This window comes from Sorangium sp. So ce887, from assembly GCF_051521455.1.
Taxonomy (GTDB): domain Bacteria; phylum Myxococcota_A; class Polyangia; order Polyangiales; family Polyangiaceae; genus Sorangium.
On record NZ_CP150354.1, the window covers coordinates 11,855,911 to 11,872,934 of the forward strand.

At 70.4% G+C, this 17,024-nt stretch carries 12 protein-coding genes; 9 read left to right on the top strand and 3 right to left on the bottom strand.

Annotated elements, in window-relative coordinates; genetic code table 11:
- The first annotated feature begins 56 nt into the window (after positions 1-56).
- The 6 genes from WMF36_RS44435 to WMF36_RS44460 all read left to right on the top strand — a co-directional run bounded on the left by WMF36_RS44435 (position 57) and on the right by WMF36_RS44460 (position 8,673).
- The gene (locus tag WMF36_RS44435) at positions 57-1,373 is read left to right on the top strand and encodes a DUF3696 domain-containing protein (RefSeq protein WP_437576915.1); all 1,317 of its coding nucleotides are present in this window, start codon (positions 57-59) and stop codon (positions 1,371-1,373) included.
- The gene (locus WMF36_RS44440) at positions 1,366-1,926 is read left to right on the top strand and encodes a hypothetical protein (RefSeq protein ID WP_437576916.1); all 561 of its coding nucleotides are present in this window, start codon (positions 1,366-1,368) and stop codon (positions 1,924-1,926) included. Before WMF36_RS44435 ends, WMF36_RS44440 begins: the two co-directional genes overlap by 8 nt.
- A 235-nt stretch (positions 1,927-2,161) precedes the next feature.
- The gene (locus WMF36_RS44445; RefSeq protein ID WP_437576917.1) at positions 2,162-4,138 is read left to right on the top strand and encodes an ABC-F family ATP-binding cassette domain-containing protein; all 1,977 of its coding nucleotides are present in this window, start codon (positions 2,162-2,164) and stop codon (positions 4,136-4,138) included.
- Between the two features lie 5 nt (positions 4,139-4,143).
- Entirely contained in the window at positions 4,144-4,506 is a 363-nt protein-coding gene (locus WMF36_RS44450) for a hypothetical protein (protein ID WP_437576918.1), read from the top strand.
- 49 nt (positions 4,507-4,555) lie between these two features.
- Complete coding sequence (locus WMF36_RS44455) at positions 4,556-6,130, top strand: Eco57I restriction-modification methylase domain-containing protein (protein WP_437576919.1); 1,575 nt, start codon at positions 4,556-4,558, stop codon at positions 6,128-6,130.
- Between the two features lie 281 nt (positions 6,131-6,411).
- Positions 6,412-8,673: a S46 family peptidase gene (locus tag WMF36_RS44460; protein ID WP_437576920.1), complete on the top strand. Its 2,262-nt coding sequence runs from the start codon at positions 6,412-6,414 to the stop codon at positions 8,671-8,673.
- Between the two features lie 64 nt (positions 8,674-8,737).
- Here the strand turns inward: WMF36_RS44460 and WMF36_RS44465 are convergent, their stop codons facing one another.
- The 3 genes from WMF36_RS44465 to WMF36_RS44475 all read right to left on the bottom strand — a co-directional run bounded on the left by WMF36_RS44465 (position 8,738) and on the right by WMF36_RS44475 (position 11,994).
- Entirely contained in the window at positions 8,738-10,261 is a 1,524-nt protein-coding gene (locus WMF36_RS44465) for an ATP-binding cassette domain-containing protein (RefSeq protein WP_437576921.1), read from the bottom strand.
- A gap of 277 nt (positions 10,262-10,538) precedes the next feature.
- Positions 10,539-11,303, bottom strand: a complete 765-nt coding sequence (locus tag WMF36_RS44470) for an SDR family NAD(P)-dependent oxidoreductase (RefSeq protein ID WP_437576922.1) — start codon at positions 11,301-11,303, stop codon at positions 10,539-10,541.
- A gap of 22 nt (positions 11,304-11,325) precedes the next feature.
- On the bottom strand, positions 11,326-11,994 hold the full coding sequence (locus WMF36_RS44475; protein ID WP_437576923.1) for a TetR/AcrR family transcriptional regulator: 669 nt from the start codon (positions 11,992-11,994) through the stop codon (positions 11,326-11,328).
- A gap of 182 nt (positions 11,995-12,176) precedes the next feature.
- On the opposite strand from WMF36_RS44475, the gene WMF36_RS44480 reads away from it, so the two are divergent.
- From WMF36_RS44480 to WMF36_RS44490, 3 genes are all read left to right on the top strand, one after another.
- Positions 12,177-13,370 (top strand): serine hydrolase domain-containing protein, encoded by a 1,194-nt coding sequence (locus WMF36_RS44480; protein ID WP_437576924.1) that lies wholly within the window; start codon positions 12,177-12,179, stop codon positions 13,368-13,370.
- Positions 13,371-14,672: 1,302 nt separating this feature from the next.
- Positions 14,673-15,884 carry a cytochrome P450 gene (locus WMF36_RS44485; protein WP_437576925.1) on the top strand — a complete coding sequence of 404 codons (1,212 nt, stop codon included), beginning with the start codon at positions 14,673-14,675 and terminating at the stop codon, positions 15,882-15,884.
- A gap of 57 nt (positions 15,885-15,941) precedes the next feature.
- A complete protein-coding gene (locus WMF36_RS44490) occupies positions 15,942-17,024 on the top strand; it encodes a terpene synthase family protein (RefSeq protein WP_437576926.1) in 1,083 nt (360 codons plus the stop codon).

The following is a 17,024-nucleotide window of genomic DNA, read 5'->3' on the forward strand; positions in this document are numbered from 1 at the left end:
TGCGCACCCGGCGTTTGCATGAGGCGTGAGCCCTCAGTGAAAAAAAGGAGCAGAGGATGTTCACGAAGCTCGGACTCCGGAACTTCAAGGTCTGGCGTGGCGCACATGTGTTCGACCTCAAGCCGCTCACGCTGGTCCTCGGCGTCAACTCGGCCGGCAAGACGAGCCTGCTTCAGCCGCTCTTGCTCCTGAAGCAAACCGTCGAGTCACCCGACCGGTCGCTGGCGCTCAACCTGGGCGGACATCCCGGTGAGATGCTGGACCTCGGCAGGCTCTCCGACGTCGTCTCCGGGGGCGATCGTCGCGCCGAGCTCGGGTTCCGCCTGACCTTCGGCCCGGTGAGCATCGGCAAGGGGGCCGAGCCACGCACGCTCGATTCCGTGGAGTACGAGGTGGATTATGGTGCCGCGGAGGATGAAATCCCCTGCGTGCAGCGGCTCTCGTACGTCACTGCCGGCGGCTCCTATGCTGTCGCACGCCAGCAAGACGGCACCTACGCGCTCTCCGCGCCGAGCGGCCCCTTGCCAGACGACCGGCGGCCCCGGCGAACCTACGAGCCAGAGCGCTCTGTCGGCTTCTCGGCCGATGCGGTCGCTGCTCTGGGCGCCGAGGGCGCGGACGCGCAGGATCTCGCGCTCGCGCTGACGCGGGAGCTCCAGCGGCTCGCCTACCTCGGGCCCCACCGGAGCGTGCCCACGCGCCACCACGCCTGGACGGGGCGTTCGGTCGGACAGCTCGGATCGAGCGGTGAGCACGCGATCCCGGCGCTGATCGCGAGCCTCGTCGGCCGCCACGCCGACGAGTCCGAGCGGGGTTGCCTCGTCGAGCAGGTCTCCGCGGGGCTCGCGCGGCTCGGGGTCGCGGACAAGATGGAGATCGAGCGCCATGCGACGACGTTCTTCCAGGTCATGATCACCTTCCAGGGCCATCGGACGAACCTGCTCGACGTCGGCTTCGGTGTCTCCCAGGTCCTGCCCGTGGTCACCTCGGCGTACTTCGCGCCCGAGGGCTCGACGGTGATCATGTCGGAGCCCGAGCTCCACCTGCACCCGTTGGCGCAATCGGCGCTCGGCGATCTGCTCGTCGAGGCGACGCGAGAGCGCAGGGTGCAGTTCCTTGTGGAGACGCACTCGGAGCACCTCTTCCGGCGGATCCAGACCCTGATGGCCGAAGAGCGCATCACGCCGGACGAGTGCGCCATGTACTTTGCCAGGTGCGATGGCGGAGAATCGGTGCTGGAGCCGCTCGAGGTGAACGAGTACGGGCGGGTCGCGAACTGGCCCGACAAGTTCTTCGGTGACACGGTGGGCGAGGTCGAGCGGCAGGTAGAGCGGATGCTCGACCGCATGGAGAAGGACGAGCGACGTGGCTGATCATGTCGTCGACACCAACGTGCTCATCGTCGCGAGCGCCGCCGATCCGGCCTCGCCGTTCAAGGACACCCACGTCCCCGCGAACGAGCGGAGAATCGTCTTCGCATGGCTCAGAGATTTCCGTGGCGACCACGGGCGCCGCCTGATCATGGACAGGGCCCGCGGCCTCCTGCACGAGTACAAGAAGAAGCTGACGGCCCAGGACTACGGTCTCGTCGTGGCGATGGAGAAGCTGCGGACGGCGGCGTTCGTCTCCGTGGAGTACGACGGAGAGTACGCCGTCGTTCCCGAGGGGCTCGCGCGCTTCGATAACTCCGACAAGAAGCTCGTGGCGGCGCACCTCGCGCATCGTTCGGACGGTGGTCAAAGCACCATCGTCAACGCGTGCGACACCGACTGGCACGAGCACGAAGAGGCGCTCTCCGCCGAGGGGGTCATCGTGGAGCAGCTCCTCCCCGGGTGGTGCCAGAGAGAGTTCTGGCGCAAGCACCCCGAAAAGGTGCCTCTTCTGGCAAACGGTCGAGAGCGCGGCGTCGCAACGACGGAAGAATGAGCGCTGCTTGACCGCCTTCGCGCCGCGCGGCCTCTCGGGTCGCCTCCCGCGAGGCCGCGCGGCGCGCAGGGCACGGATGGCGCGCAGGCGCGCTCCGTGCCCTCGTCGCCCGGCCCTGCGAGCTCCCCCGGCGCCACCCGCCGTCGCGCCCCGGCGAGGGAGCTCTGCGATGAACTCGCCGGGTTTCCGAGCCGGTCCCCCCGAGCACTTCGCCATGCGCTAAGCTCCGCCCCCTGTGCCCGTCCTCACCGCTCACGATCTCCACAAATCCTTCGGTCCCCAGACCGTCCTTGATGGCGTCACGGTCAACATCCGCACGGGCGAGCGGGTCGGCCTGGTCGGCGTCAACGGCTCCGGCAAGAGCACGCTCGCCCGCATCCTCGCCGGCCTCGAGCAGCCCGACAGCGGCACCATCGCGCGCCGCCGCGGCGCCGAGATCGGCGTCCTCTCGCAGGACCCGGTCTTCGAGGCGTCCGACACCGCGCGCGACGTGGTGCTCGCCGGGCTCTCCGCGTGGTACGCCGCCAAGGCCCGCCACGACGAGGTGAGCCGGGCGCTCGCGGCCGGCACCGGGGACGCCGAGGCGCTCCTCGCCGAGCAGGCCGCCGTCGCGGCCGACATCGAGCGCCTCGGCGGATGGGACATGATGCACCGGGTCGACACCATCATCGGCCACGTCGGCGTCACCCGGCCCGACGCGCCCATGAGCGTGCTCAGCGGCGGCGACCGCCGGCGCGTCGCGCTCGCCCGCCTCCTCGTGTCGCGGCCCGCCCTCGCCGTGCTCGACGAGCCGAGCAACCACCTCGACGTCGAGACCGTCGAGTGGCTCGAGCGCTTCCTCGTCGAGGAGCACCCCGGCGCGCTGCTCCTCATCACCCACGATCGCTACCTGCTCGACCGCGTCGCCGAGCGCACCCTCGAGATCGACAAGGGCAAGGTCTACAGCTACGACGGCGGCTACGAGGAGTACCTCGAGCAGAAGGCCGACCGCCTCGCCCTCGAGTCGCGCACCGAGTCGAACCGGCAGAACTTCCTGCGCACCGAGCTCGAGTGGCTCCGGCGGCAGCCGAAGGCGCGCACCGGCAAGCAGAAGGCGCGCATCCAGCGCGCGGAGACGACAAAGTCCGCCCCGCCGCCGAAGGCCGAGCGGACAGCGCAGCTCTCGGTGGACTCGGTGCGCACCGGCAAGACCATCCTCGAGATGAAGAAGCTCGGCCTCGCGGTCGACGGCAAATGGCTCGTGCGCGGCCTCGACTTCTCGCTGACCAAGGGCGAGCGCGTCGGCATCGTCGGCCGCAACGGCACCGGCAAGACAACGATGCTCCGGGCGATCCTCGGCCAGCTCGACGCCGCCGGCGACGGCGCGGCCGCCGAGGGGCCCACGATGGAAGGCGAGGTCGTGCTCGGAAAGAACTCGAGCGTCGCCTACTTCGACCAGCACCGCAGCGGGCTCGACCTCGACAAGTCCATCTTCGAGAACATCGCGGGCTCGCACACGCGCGTCGAGATCGGCGGCCGATCCATGGACGTGCGCAGCTACCTGGAGCGGTTCCTCTTCGACCCGAACAAGGCGCGACAGCCGGTGGGCTCGCTCTCGGGCGGCGAGCGGGCGCGCGTCGCCCTGGCGAAGATGCTCACCCAGAGCGTCAACGTGATCATCCTCGACGAGCCCACGAACGACCTCGACGTGATGACCCTGGCCGCGCTCGAGGAGATGCTCATCGAGCTCGAGGGCTCGGCGCTCGTCGTGACCCACGACCGCTGGTTCCTGAACCGCGTCGCGACCTCGATCCTCGCGTTCGAGGGCGGCGGCCGCGTGGTGCGCTACGCCGGCAACTACGACGCCTACCGCGAGCAGCGCGCCCACTCAGCGCTCGCGGCGGAGGCCGACGCGCGGGCCGCGAAGGCGCAGGCGGCGGAGCCCCGGCCCGCGCAGGCGCAGGCAAAGACCGCCGCGCGCGGCGGGGACAAGCCGAAGCTCTCGTTCGCCGAGCGGACCGAGCTCGAGGCCATCGTCGGACGGATCGACGCGGCCGAGCAGCAGGTCGTCGAGCTCGAGGCGAAGCTCGCCGATCCGACGCTCTACGCGAGCCGCGGCGCGGACGTCGCGGGGCTGCTCTCGGAGCTCGAGCGCGCCAAGCAGGAGGCCGCGCGCCTCGTCAGCCGGTGGGAGGAGCTCGAGACGAAGCGCGAGGCCGCCGGCAAGGCGTGACCGGCGTGACCGGCGTGACCGGCGTGACCGGCGTGACCTGTGTGACCGGCCGCGCCGGGCGCACGACGACCCTTGTGGGCGCCGCGCCGTCCGGCGACCATGGCCCCATGATGACCGTGTTCGAGGTGTACCTCGCCCCGGGGACAGCCAGCGCCGACCTGCTCACCGCCGAGGTGATCAGCGAGACCGGAGCGCAGATCATGACGCCCCAGGAAGCAGAGCTTGTTGGCTTCCAGGGCCTGAAGACGCTGGACGGCGCCGGCGACGTCCGGCTCATCGCCGTGCGCGCGCGCGACGCCGCCTGGATCCATCGCTGTCTGGAGACCAGCGGGGCGGTGGCCTCGTTCCGGGTCCACCAGGTCGACTGAGCCGCCCCGGCACGATCCGCTCCCCCCGGGTAGCCATGGCGTCCAGCCGATGAGCGCAGCCCGAGAGCTCCGGCGCTCGCCGCCGGCGTCCCTGATCCAGACGGTCGATCGCCACCGCGCGCAGGCCTGCCGGCGCCTCGACCCCGCCCGGCGCTCCGAGCTCGGCCAGTTCCTGACGCCCCCCCGGCTCGCCTCGTTCATGGCGTCGCTCTTCCAGCGCCTCGGCGGGTCGGTCCGCGTCCTGGATGCCGGCGCCGGCGTCGGCTCGCTCACGGCGGCGCTCGTCGCCGAGGCGTGCTCCCGGCCCGACGCGCCGACAGACATCCTCGCCGTCGGCTACGAGCTCGATCCGGCGCTGGTGAAGCATCTTTCCAAAGGCATGCGCGCTTGCCGCGACGCGTGCCGCGCGGCGGGCATTGCGTTCGACGGGCGCGCGGTCCGCGCCGACTTCATCGCCGCGGCCGTCGAGGAGCTCTCCCTGCCCGGGCCGCGGGCGCGCTTCACCCACGCGATCCTGAACCCGCCCTACAAGAAGCTCGGCGCCGGCTCGGCGGCCCGGCGCGCGCTCCGCCTCGCCGGGATCGAGGCGAACAACCTCTACGCTGCCTTCCTGGCGCTCGCGGTGCGCGTCCTCGAGCCCGGGGGCGAGCTCGTCGCCATCACGCCGAGGAGCTTCTGCAACGGTCCTTACTTCCGGGCCTTCCGCGAGCTGTTCCTCCGCGAGATGTCGCTCCGCCGGGTGCACGTCTTCGAGTCGCGCACGGCGGCGTTCGCGGAGGACGACATCCTGCAGGAGAACGTCGTCTTCTGCGGCGTGAAGGGGGCGCCGCCGGGCGCCGTGCTCATCTCGTCGAGCAACGGCCCGGACGACGGGCCGATCGCGGCGCGGCAGGTCCCCCACGCCGAGGTGGTGCGGCCGGGCGACCCGGAGCGCCTCATCCACGTCGTCCCGGATCAGGCAGGGAAGGACGTCGCGGACGCGTTCGCGCGGCTGCCCGCGCGCCTCGCGGATCTCGGCCTCTCGATCTCCACGGGCAAGGTCGTGGATTTCCGCGCCCGCGCGCTCCTCCGCCCGGACCCCGCCGCGGACACGGCGCCGCTGATCTACCCCGCGCACCTCGACGCGGGCGTCGTCCGCTGGCCGAGGCCTGGGAAGAAGCCGAACGCCCTGGTCGATTGCGCCGCGACCGCCCACCTCTGGATGCCGAGCGGGACCTATGTCGTCGTCAAGCGCTGCTCCTCGAAGGAGGAGCGCCGGCGCATCACGGCGGCCATCTTCGATCCGGCGACGGTGCCCTGCGCGCGCGTGGGCTTCGAGAACCACCTCAACGTCTTTCACCGGAGCGGCGCCGGGCTGCCGCCGCTCCTCGCCCGCGGCCTGCGCGCCTTCCTGAGCTCCACGCTCGTGGACACGTATTTCCGGCAGTGGAGCGGCCACACGCAGGTGAACGCCGCCGACCTCCGGCGGCTCACCTATCCCGCGCTGGAGACGATCGAGCTTCTCGGCGCCCGCACCGGCGACCGGGCCCTCGGCCAGCACGAGATCGATCGCGCCGTCGAGGAGGCGCTCGGCGCGGGCGCGCGAGGCGTCATCTCCGAGGGCGAATCGACAGCGATGCCGTGAATGCCAGTCCGGCCGCCTGACGCAGAGAACATGGCTTTCCGGCAAACGCGCCGAAGCAGGCGAACCTCGCGCTGGCTCGTCCCTGGCTCCGTGATGTAGGAGAATTTGAGTCACGGAGGCACAGAGGACACAGAGGAGAGAACAAAGAAACTCTGTGTCCTCTGTGTCTCTGTGGTTCGTTCTCACATGAAACCAGGAAAGCGCTCATGCGGCGCGGTGCTGGGGCTGCTCGAGAGATGCGGTGTGGTTGCTTTATCCAACCGCGATGGTAACAACACCGCATGTTTCATTCCTCTCTGCGTGGTAACGCGCTCCTCGCGCTCTTCGCCCTCTCCGCGCTCGCGCCGGGCTGCGGGTCGGAGCGCCCGCAAGCGGGCGACACGAAGCCTCCGGCCTCGGGGCCCGGCCAGGGGACGCCGTTCGAGAACCCCGGCGGGATGTGGATGCCCGAGCAGATGGCGCAGCACAAAGAAAAGCTCGAGGCGCTCGGGCTCGAGATCGATCCGGCGTCGCTCACCGATCCCACGGCGGCCCCGCTCGGCGCGGTGGTGAGCCTGGGAGGCTGCTCGGCGTCGTTCGTCTCGCCCGACGGGCTCATCGCGACGAACCACCACTGCGCCACCAGGGCGCTCCAGTACAACTCCACCCCGGAGCAGGACCTCCTGACGAACGGGTACCTGGCGAGATCCCGCGCCGAGGAGCGGTGGGCCGGCCCCACCGCGCGCGTCTTCGTCACCCGCGGCTTCCGCGACGTCACCGGCGAGGTGCGGCGCGGAATCGAGGCGATCCAGGGCGATCTCGAGCGCTACGAGGAGACCGAGCGGCGCAAGAAGCAGCTCGTGGCCGCGTGCGAGCAGGGGCGCCCGGAGCTCCGTTGCTCCATCGCCGAGTATTTCGGCGGCGGCCAGGTTTCCCTGATCGAGCAGCTGGAGATCAAGGACGTCCGCATCGTCTATGCCCCGCACGAGGCCATCGGCAACTTCGGCGGGGATATCGACAACTGGCGCTGGCCACGTCACACCGGAGATTTCGCCTTCTTCAGGGCCTATGTCGGCAAGGACAACCGCCCCGCGGGCCACGCGGAGGACAACGTGCCGTATCGCCCGGCGCACCACCTGAAGCTCGCCTCCGCGCCGCTCAACCAGGGCGACCTGGTGATGGTCGCCGGCTATCCCGGCACGACGAACCGGCTCCGGACCGCGGCAGAGGTCGAGTCCGCCGTGTCATGGCAGTACCCGAAGCGGGTGTCGTTCTACGAGGAGTCGATCGCCCTCCTGGAGGAGCTCGGCAAGAACGACCCGGCGGTGCGCATCAAGGCGCATTCGTCCATCCAGGGCTACAGCAATTACCTGCTCAAGACGCGCGGTCTCCTCGAGGGGCTGGTCGAGGGCGGCCTGGCCAAGGAGAAGGCCAGGGTGGAGGACGAGCTCAAGGCCTGGATCGACGCCAAGCCGGAGCGCAAGGCGGCTTACGGCGGCGCGATCGAGAAGATCGCCGCGGTGCACGCCGAGCAGAACAAGACGCGCGAGCACGACGCGGCCGTGTCCGAGATCCTCTCGTCCGCGAGGCTCCTCGACGCGGCCGTCACCCTCGTGCGCATGGCGGAGGAGCGGCCCAAGGCCGACGCCGAGCGCGAGGCCGGGTACCAGGAGCGCGACTGGGAGCGGCTCGAGCAGGCGCAGGTGTCGCTGCAGAAGTCCTACGACCGCACCCTCGATCGGAGCACCTTCAAGCTGGCCCTCAAGCGCGCGCTGCGGCTCGATCCGAAGGACCGGCCGGCGCTCATCGGGAGCCTCGTGGGCGGGCAGGCGCAGACCGAGGCCGCCCTCGCCGCGGCGGTCGACGCCCTCTACGCCAAGACGGCGCTCGAGGACGCGGCGACCCGGGTCAAGCTGCTCAAGACGGCGACGATCGAGGAGCTCAACGCGAGCCAGGATCCGATGATCCGCCTCGCCCTCTCGCTCGCGCCCGTCGACAAGGCCATCGAGGCCCGGGACAAGGCCTACGCCGGGGCGATGACGCTCGTGAAGCCCCGCTTCGTCGAGGCGCTCCGCGCGTACCGGGGCGGCATGCTGGCGCCCGACGCGAACGGCACCCTCCGCATCACCTACGGCACCGTGCGGGGCTACCGCCCGGAGCTCGACAAGCCGGTCTATCGCCCGTTCACCGTCCTCAGCGAGGTCGTCAAGAAGACCACCGGCAAGCCGCCGTTCGACACCCCGGAGGCCCTGCTCGAGGCCGCGCGCGAGCGGCGGTTCGGCCCGTACGTGGACGACGACCTCGGCGAGGTCCCTGTCTGTTTCCTGAGCGATCTCGACATCACGAACGGCAACTCCGGCTCCGCCACGCTGAACGCGCGCGGCGAGCTCGTCGGCCTCGCCTTCGACGGCAACTACGAGGCGATGGCGTCCGACTGGCTCTTCATGCCGTCGATCACCCGGACCATCCACGTCGATCACCGCTACATGCAGTGGGTGATGGACGCGGTGTCCGGCGCGGACGCCGTGCTCAAGGAGATGGGCGGCACGCCGGCCATCGACTGAGCGCAGCCCAGGCGGCGGCGCGGCGATCCGCGCCGCCGCCGCGGGGCGCAGCGCCGGGCCGGGATCACGCGCCGGCGTCGTCGGACGTGACCCGCACGTCGCCCTCGGCCACGGTCCACAGGATCGACGTGCAGCTCCTCCCGAACGCCCGGTCGTGGGTGACAAGGAGCAGCGCGCCCGGGTAGTCGGCCAGGGCGCGCTCCAGCCGCTCGATCGACGGCAGATCGAGGTGGTTTGTCGGCTCGTCCAGCACCAGCGCCCACGCGTGCTGCCCGAGGCCGAGCGCGATCATCAGCTTCCGCGCCTCGCCCGGCGACGGCCGCGCCGACGCGAGCAGCCGCCCCGGCTCCACGCCGAGCGCCGCCACGAGCGACATCACCCGCCCGCGCTCCTCCGGGGGCAGGCGCCGGGCCGCGGCGATGAGCGCCTGCTCCTCCGCCTCTCCGAGCTCCTGCGGCACATAGAGCACCTTCTCCCGCGGCACCCGCGCGCTCGCGAGCAGCGCATTCACCAGCGTGGTCTTGCCGCCGCCGTTCGGGCCGGCGATCCGGATGCGGTCCTCGCGGCCGACGCCGAGCCGCACGTCCCGCAGCATCACGGGGCCATCGCCGCCGCCCGCGCGGACCTCGGGCGCGTCGAGCACGAACAGCCACGGCGCGGGCGACCGCTCGTAGCCGACGAACACGCTGCGCCCCACCGCCTTCTCGAACTCGAACGTCCCCGCCTCGGCCGACACCTTCTCGAGCTTGCGCCGCGTCACGCCCACGGTGCGCGACAGCCGCGCCTCGGCCGTGGACACGCGGTAATTCGCGAGCATGCCCCGGGCGTCGCTGTCGTGCGGGCCCTTCATCCGCTTCCCCGTGCTGCGCTCCGCGTCCGCCGAGGCCTGCTCGCGCCGCTCCTCGCCGAGCCGGCGGCGGAGGTGCCGCTCCTCGGCGCGCAGCCGCTGGTGCGCCTCCTCGCGGCCGCGCGCCTCGGCCTCCCAGAGCTCCTTGGCGGCGCTGTACCCGCCGGGATAAAGCCGCGCCGCCGCCTGCTCGACCCGGATCGTGCCGACGGTCAGCGCGTCGAGGAGCTCGCGATCGTGCGAGACGCACGCGCCGATCCCCTGGAATCCGCCGAGCGCGCCGGCGAGCAGCGCCCGCGCGTCCGCGTCGATGTGGTTCGTCGGCTCGTCGAGCAGGAGCAGGTCCGGCTCGGCGGCGAGCGCCGCGCCGATCTGCCACCGCTTGCGCTCGCCGGGCGACAGCGTGGCCCAGCGCCCGAGCTCCGCCGGATCGAGGTGGAGCTCGCCGCGCAGCCGGCGCGCGAGGCCGTCCTCGGCCTCGGCCAGCGCGCCGATCGCCGCGTCCGCGTGCTCCACGGCCTGCGGGCAGACCGCGATCGCCGCGCCCCGCGGCTCGAGGCGCAGGCTCCCCGCGTCGGGCGCGAGATCGCCGGCGAAGAGCCGGAGGAGCGTCGTCTTGCCGGCGCCGTTCGGCCCGACGATCCCGTACCAGCCGGGCGTCAGGCACAGATCGACGCCCGCGAGGACCGGGGAGGCGTCGGAATAACAAAAAGAGAGACGATGCGCGCGCAACGACGACATACAAGCTCCTGAATCCGAGGGCCACGCGGCCCGGTCACGGGACGGGCAGGCTGCGTTGCGCGGGCAGGCTCATCCGACCTGGCGCGCTCGCGACCTGCGACGGAGACCGATTCAGGAGCTGATCTTCACCGGAGCACTCTCCTCTTGCGTCAGCGGCAATGTGTAACAGCCCGTGACCTCCCGCGCAACCGAGGCTCCGTGGGGGGGGTGGGGGCATTTGCCCGGAGAGCTCCGTCGTGAGGTTGGGTGAGTCAGGGCCTCGGAGGACCTCCGTGCCTCACGCGGCCAGGAAGCCGCCGTCGACCGGGAGCGCGGCGCCGGTCACGTAGCCCGCGCCCTCCGAGCAGAGCCACAGCGCGGCGCCGGCGATCTCGTCCTCGGTCGCCATGCGCGCCATCGGGTGCTGCCCCACGAGCCCCCGGACCAGCTCGGGCGCGAGCGCCTCCGCCTGTTCCATGGCGGGCGTGCGGGTGACGCCGGCGCAGAGGGCGTTCACGCGGATGCCCCGGGACGCGACCTCCAGCGCCACCGACCGCGTCATCCCGACGACCGCGTGCTTGGACGCGACGTATGCGTGGTGCGCCGCCTTCCCGGCGACGCCGTAGATCGAGCTCATGTTGACGATGGCGCCCCCGCCCGACTCGAGCATCGCCGGGATCTCGTGCCGCATGGCCAGCCAGACCCCGCGGGCGTTGGTCGCCATGACGCCGTCCCACACCGCCTGATCGGTGTCCTCCAGGCGAGCCATGTCGCCGCCCACGCCCGCGCAGTTCGCCGCGACGTCGAGCCGGCCGAAGCGTTGCACCGTCTGCTCCACGGCGCGCCGCACCGAGGCCTCGTCGCGCACGTCGGTCTGGACGAACAGCGCCGGCGCGCCCTCCCGCGAAAGCGCCGCGCAGGCCCGCCGCCCGGCGTCGTCGCCCCGCGCGGCCACCGCGACCCGCGCCCCCCCGCGCGCGAACGCGCGCGCCGTCGCGAGGCCGATGCCGGAGGTGCCCCCGGTGACGAGGGCGACGCGCCCGGAGAAGTCGTACGTGATCATGACAGCTCCCTTCCTTGTGAAACTACGCGACATCCGCGCCGAGGCCGCCCCGGATGAGCCGGACCGCCTGCTGCGCGAGGCGGCGACGGCGCTTCGGGCCGAGCTGCTTGCGCAGCGAGTCCGAGGCCAGCACCTCGTGGAGCTCGGCCCCGAGCTCCTGGAGCACGACATCGGTCAGCCCCGGGCCGATGACGGCGGCGACAAGGCGGGTCGCCACCTCCAGGCTCGTGTCGGTCGCGCGCAGGGCGCCGCTCGCGAGGCCCTGCTCGAGCAAGGCCCGGAGCTCGGCGACGCCGGCCTCGCAGATCGCCCGGTGCAGGCCGCGGACCTCGACGTCCGCCGTCGGGTCGGCGGCCGCGGCGGACAGGCGGGCGAGGCGCGGGTGCTCGACGAGGAACGCCATGCCTCGCTCGATCAGGGCCTCGAGGCGAGCCCAGAAGTCGCCCTCGAGGCACGCGGCGCCCACGAACTCGCGCTTGCGCCGCGGCGCCTCCTCGGTGAGCAGCCAGCGGTACAGATCGAGCTTGTCCTCGAAGTACTGATAGAAGCTGCCCTTCGGGATGCGGGCGCGGCGCGCGATCTGCGACAGCGACGCCTCGGCGTAGGTCCGATCGGCGAACTCGGCGATCGCCTCGCGCACGAGGCGGTCCCGCCGCTCCTCCGGAAGCCCAAAGAACGTGCTCTTCGGCATGCGACCGATCAGTCATATGACCGATCGGTCGCATGGTCAAGGCATGCCGCCGGCGGCGGGTGGGAGCCGCGGCGTGCGCACGAAAGCGACGCTCGTCATCCCTTGCGCCGCCAGATGGGCGATGATGGCGGTGTGAGGGCGGATCCCGCCCCGCGCACCCCCTCCTTACCAAGGACCGATCCGTGACCAGCACCCAGCCGATGATCCAAGGAAGCGTGGCCCCTGGCTTCGAGCGCGTACGCGACGCGTTCGTCGAGAACCTCACGCGACAGGACGAGGCCGGCGCGTCGTTCTGCGCTTACGTCGACGGCGTCGAGGTCGCCCACCTCTGGGGTGGCGAGGCCCGCCCCGGCGTCCCGTGGACCGAGGACACGATCGCGTGCGGGGCCTCGGTGGCCACGGGCGTCACCGCGCTTGTGGCGCAGCGGCTCGCGGACCAGGGGAAGCTCGACGTCGACGCGCCGGTCGCCGCGTACTGGCCGGAGTTCGCGGCCCAGGGCAAGGACGCCATCACGGTGCGCATGGTCCTCAGCCACAAGGCGGGGCTGCCGTGGTTCCCCGACCCCGAGCTGCGCGTGCGCCTGGATCGCCCCGAGACGCTGCTCGACGTCGAGGTCATCGCGCGGCTCATCGAGGCGGCGCCGCCGGTCTGGGAGCCGGGGACGCAATGCGGTTACCACTCGACCACCTACGGCTGGATCGTCGGCGAGATCGTCCGTCGCATCACCGGCAAGAGCCTGGGGACCTACCTGCGCGACGAGATCGCGGGTCCGCTCGGGGCCGAGTACTGGATCGGGCTGCCCGAGGCCGAGCACCAGCGGGTCGCGTGGCTGATCCCCGATCCGATCACGGACACCGACCAGTTCTACAAATTCATGAGCGCCGACTCGGCGCCCGGCAAGGCGATGTTCCTGAGCCCCGGCCGGCGCTACGGGGACCTGACCCGGGAGGGGATGAACCAGCCGACGTTCTGGCGAGCGGAGCTCGCGTCCCGCAATGGAGTGGGGACCGCCCGCGGCGTCGCCCGGCTGTACGCCCTGCTCGCCTCGGGGGGCGAGCTCGCGGGCACCCGGCTCGTCTCGGCCGACTCCACGGCTCGCCACACCGAGGTGCAGTACGACGGGAACGACTGCATCTGGGGGAACCCGGTCCGGATCGGCCTCGGCTACATGCGGCCTTCGGCGAGCCTGGCCATGGGCCCGCACGACGAGGCCTTCGGCCACCCCGGGTTCGGCGGCGCGATCGGCTTCGCGGATCCCGTCTCCCGGGTAGGGTTCGGGTTCCTCCCGAACCGCATGATCCTCGCGCTCACGACCGACGCGCGGGCCGAGGCGCTCGCGACGGCGCTCTACGCGTGCCTGAAGACCACCGCCTGAGGGCCGGTCTGGGTCGCGCCCTCCTCGTGAGCGTGCACATGGAGTCGGGGAGATCCATGCTCTCCTGTTCCCGCCCTCCTCCCTCCGTCCCGCCGTCCTGTTGAAATCCGACCGCTACCGAGGGCTGCGGCCTCGGTGGCGTCGCACGACGTCGCGGCGGGCCGCCGCGTCATCGACGCAGGCGCGTGACGCGGCCCGCGGCGCAGAGGGTCGAGCGACCCCCGTCATGGCCGCCGCGGCGACCCCGTCCAGGAACGATGATCGCGCCCGGCGCGAGCGAGGCGTTCATCTTGCATAGCGAGCGGTCTCATCGTCGCGCAGTGCGGCCTCGCTGCAATGCACGTCACATCGCCAGTGAACTACTTCGCCGTCAGCATCTCTGGGAAAAGCCCTGAGCGTTCGATCCGACGCATGCTTCGGGCTCTCTCGTTGTTGAGGCTCGCTCCGTCCGGCGCGCCGCGGCGTCGTGTCCGCGTCGGGCGTCATGCATTCAGAGATGAAACCCGCGGCGACTCCAGCTTTCATTGCTGCACAGTCGCTCCCGAGATCTCATGCGGATCCTCCAGCGGTCACCGTACGCCCATCGCGCCGCCTTTCTACTGAATGGCCACTGCAGTGTCGTCCAGGTGCAGTAGGTCTCTTCGACGCCCGCTGGCGGAGCGCGCGCCGGCCGCGCAAGAATGTATTTTTGTTCACACGAGTTGTATGACGCGGCTCGGCCATCGCGTCTGCAGAGTCGGTATCCTCGACGTTCCGAACACGCGAAGGACGTCGTGGGTAGTTTCCGCACAAAGAATACAGTTGCGCATTCGTCCGCATGGTATACCATCCTGTCATCAGATGGAGGAGCACGGATGAACCATCGGACGCCGGCAGCGATGAAGAGAGCCTAGCGGCTCTCTCGTTTGCTCTGGTCTCATGATGCACCGGGAGATGCCCTCGCAGCAGTCCAGGCGATCGTGAGTCGTGCGCTCGCATCATCGCGAGCGCGGCGACGACCGAGGAACGCAGCCGTTTCGTGCGGGAACCGAGCCATTGGCTCGGGCTGCGCGCGGCTGCGCAGCGCCTTGCTGGCGAGAGATGCGCCCAGGTGGCCACGCGCCGGAGCATTGCGGACACGCGGCCTGCGGCGTCCGATTCGTGCTCTCTCCAGCGCCAGGCAAGCTGCTCTCCAAGGAGAGCTGACCCAACGCCATAGCGTCGCCCATCAGGGCATCTGAGGCAGCGCGGCACTGCGCGTCGATCGACGTGTGTCGTCGTGGCGCTGCGGCCGTGTCCACCCCATCTCACAGGAAGAGCGCAATGACTCGATTGAACTTGTTTGCCCCCGACGTGCGGGAGAACCCGTACCCCTTCTATGCGACGCTGCGGCGCGAGTCGCCCGTGTGCCAGGTGGACCCGAACGGGATGTGGGTGGTCACCCGGTACGACGACATCGTGGCGGCGCTGAAGGACACGCAGGTGTTCTCGTCGGCGGGGCTGCGCATCGCCTCCGAGCCGCCGTATCTGCGGCGACATAACCCCCTGTCCCGGTCCTTGCTCCTGGCGGACCCGCCGCGACACAGCCAGCTGCGCAGCCTCATCAACCGCGCCTTCACCGCCGCCACGGTGACCTCGCTGGAGCCGCAGATGCGCTCCACAGCCGCGAAGCTCGCCGACGAGCTGGTGGAGCGCCGCTCGGTCGAGTTCATCTCTGATTTTGCCCTTCGCGCGCAGGTCAGCGTCCTCGCCAACCTGCTCGGTCTCGACCCCTCCCTCAAGCAGCACTTCAAGCGCTGGGCGACGGACATTGTCAGCGTCAGCGGCGTCTCGCCCGAGGACCAGGCGCGGCTCGACGAGGTGCGCAGCTCGCTAGACGAGATGGAGCAGTACGCGCAGGCCCTGCTGGCCAAGCGCCGCGCCCACCTGGAAGACGACTGGCTGAGCGATCTGCTGCGAGCCCGGCTGGATAACAACGAGCTCACGGATGACGACCTGATCGGCTTCGTCTTCCTGTTCCTGGTCGCCGGCCTGGAGACCACCGTGACGCTCACGACCCAGATGGTGTCGACGCTCGCCCGACGCCCCGAGTGGATGGATCGATTAAGAGAGGAGCCGGCGCTCATCGCGCCCTTCATCGAGGAGGTCTTACGCACCGAGCCACCACTGCACGCCACGATACGACTGACACTCGCAGAGACCGAGCTGAGCGGCGTGCGCCTGCCCGCCCACGCCCCGGTGCTGCTGCTCGTGGGCTCGGGCCTGCGTGACGAGGCGCGGTTCGAGGAGCCGGACCGCTTCGACCCCGAACGCCGCGTGCAAGCCAACCTGGCCTTCGGTCATGGTGCCCATTTCTGCGTCGGGGCCCTCCTGGCCCGGACGCAAGCCCGGGTGGTGCTCGAGGAGCTCCTGCGGAAGGTCCGTCGCTTCGAGCTCCGGACCGAGCGCCTCGAGTGGAACATGTCCCTCAACACCCGCTGCCCGATCGAGCTTCCGGTCGAGGCGGTCTCCCTTCCATGGGCACAGTGCGCGTGAGCGACGAACCGCACTTCTCGTGCAGTCATTTCTCGATGGAGCCGTAGTTTCGTGAACATGAAGAAGAAGAAGACCTGCTTCTATTATCCATTCTCCGCGTCTTGTCATCCCGACGTGGAGGTCGTCGAGCGCCGTACCCTACAATGGATCCACGAGCTCCAGCTGGCCCCGGACGACCGTGCGATCTCGCGGATCAAAGGGGCCAGCGTCGCCGCGCTCGCGGCGTGGCTGTTCCCCTCGGCGGACCCGCGGACTCTGCAGCTGGCATCGGATTTCACCGCGGCGCTGTTTCTGCTGGACGACGCCTTCGATGACGGGCAGCTCAGCAAGGACACGCAGCTCGCCGAGAGGCTCAATGACAAGTACCTGGGCGAGCTCTTCGGCCACGTCGAGGCCGACACGGGCGATCAGCTGATGCGCGGGCTGCTCGACGTCCGCGACCGGATCAGGAGGGACTATCCGCACTTCGTCCTCAATCGCTGGCTCATGCACTGTCAGCATTATTACGAGGCTCACCTGTGGGAGGTGAAGAATCGCATGCACCAGAGGGTGCCCACGGTGGATGAGTACCTGATGATGCGGCGCTTCAGCGGGGCGGTCTACGCCTATTGCGATCTGCTGGAGCTGCTGCTCGACAGGCCGCTGCCGCTGGAGATCGTCCAGCACCCCTTGCTGCAGAGCGTGCGCGAGATCTGCAACGACATCCTCTGCTGGACGAACGACTACTTCTCCCTCGAGAAGGAGCTGAGGTCCGGCGATGTCCACAATCTGATCATCGTTCTCCGGGATACCACGGGATTGACCCTGGAGGAGTCCATCTCGCGGCTCTGGTGCATGCACGACGACCGGATCGAGGAATATCAACTCATCAAGCAGAAGCTGCTCTCGTCATCGGCGAGCAACGAGATCCGCCAATATCTGGCGGGCATCGATGCCATGATCTCGGGCAATCAGTGCTGGGCCCTCGGCGCCGCCCGGTATGCCGAGTCGAGGGCCTTCGCGCCGGAGGATCGCACAGGGGCCTCCCCGGTCGAGCTACGGAGCGGGGCCACCCGAGCCGAGGTGCGCAGGGGGGGCGCCGAGCCCGCGCCGGACGCCTCGTGCCTCCACGCTGGGCTCACCGAGTCGATGCCGGCGTAA

What these genes read in the sequence shown, in the direction of transcription:
- WMF36_RS44435 (WP_437576915.1), top strand. Translation starts at nt 57, where the DNA reads ATGTTCACGAAGCTCGGACTCCGGAACTTCAAGGTCTGGCGTGGCGCA.
- WMF36_RS44455 (WP_437576919.1), top strand. Translation starts at nt 4,556, where the DNA reads ATGAGCGCAGCCCGAGAGCTCCGGCGCTCGCCGCCGGCGTCCCTGATC.
- WMF36_RS44460 (WP_437576920.1), top strand. Translation starts at nt 6,412, where the DNA reads ATGTTTCATTCCTCTCTGCGTGGTAACGCGCTCCTCGCGCTCTTCGCC.
- WMF36_RS44465 (WP_437576921.1), bottom strand. Translation starts at nt 10,261, where the DNA reads ATGTCGTCGTTGCGCGCGCATCGTCTCTCTTTTTGTTATTCCGACGCC.
- WMF36_RS44470 (WP_437576922.1), bottom strand. Translation starts at nt 11,303, where the DNA reads ATGATCACGTACGACTTCTCCGGGCGCGTCGCCCTCGTCACCGGGGGC.
- WMF36_RS44475 (WP_437576923.1), bottom strand. Translation starts at nt 11,994, where the DNA reads ATGCCGAAGAGCACGTTCTTTGGGCTTCCGGAGGAGCGGCGGGACCGC.
- WMF36_RS44485 (WP_437576925.1), top strand. Translation starts at nt 14,673, where the DNA reads ATGACTCGATTGAACTTGTTTGCCCCCGACGTGCGGGAGAACCCGTAC.
- WMF36_RS44490 (WP_437576926.1), top strand. Translation starts at nt 15,942, where the DNA reads ATGAAGAAGAAGAAGACCTGCTTCTATTATCCATTCTCCGCGTCTTGT.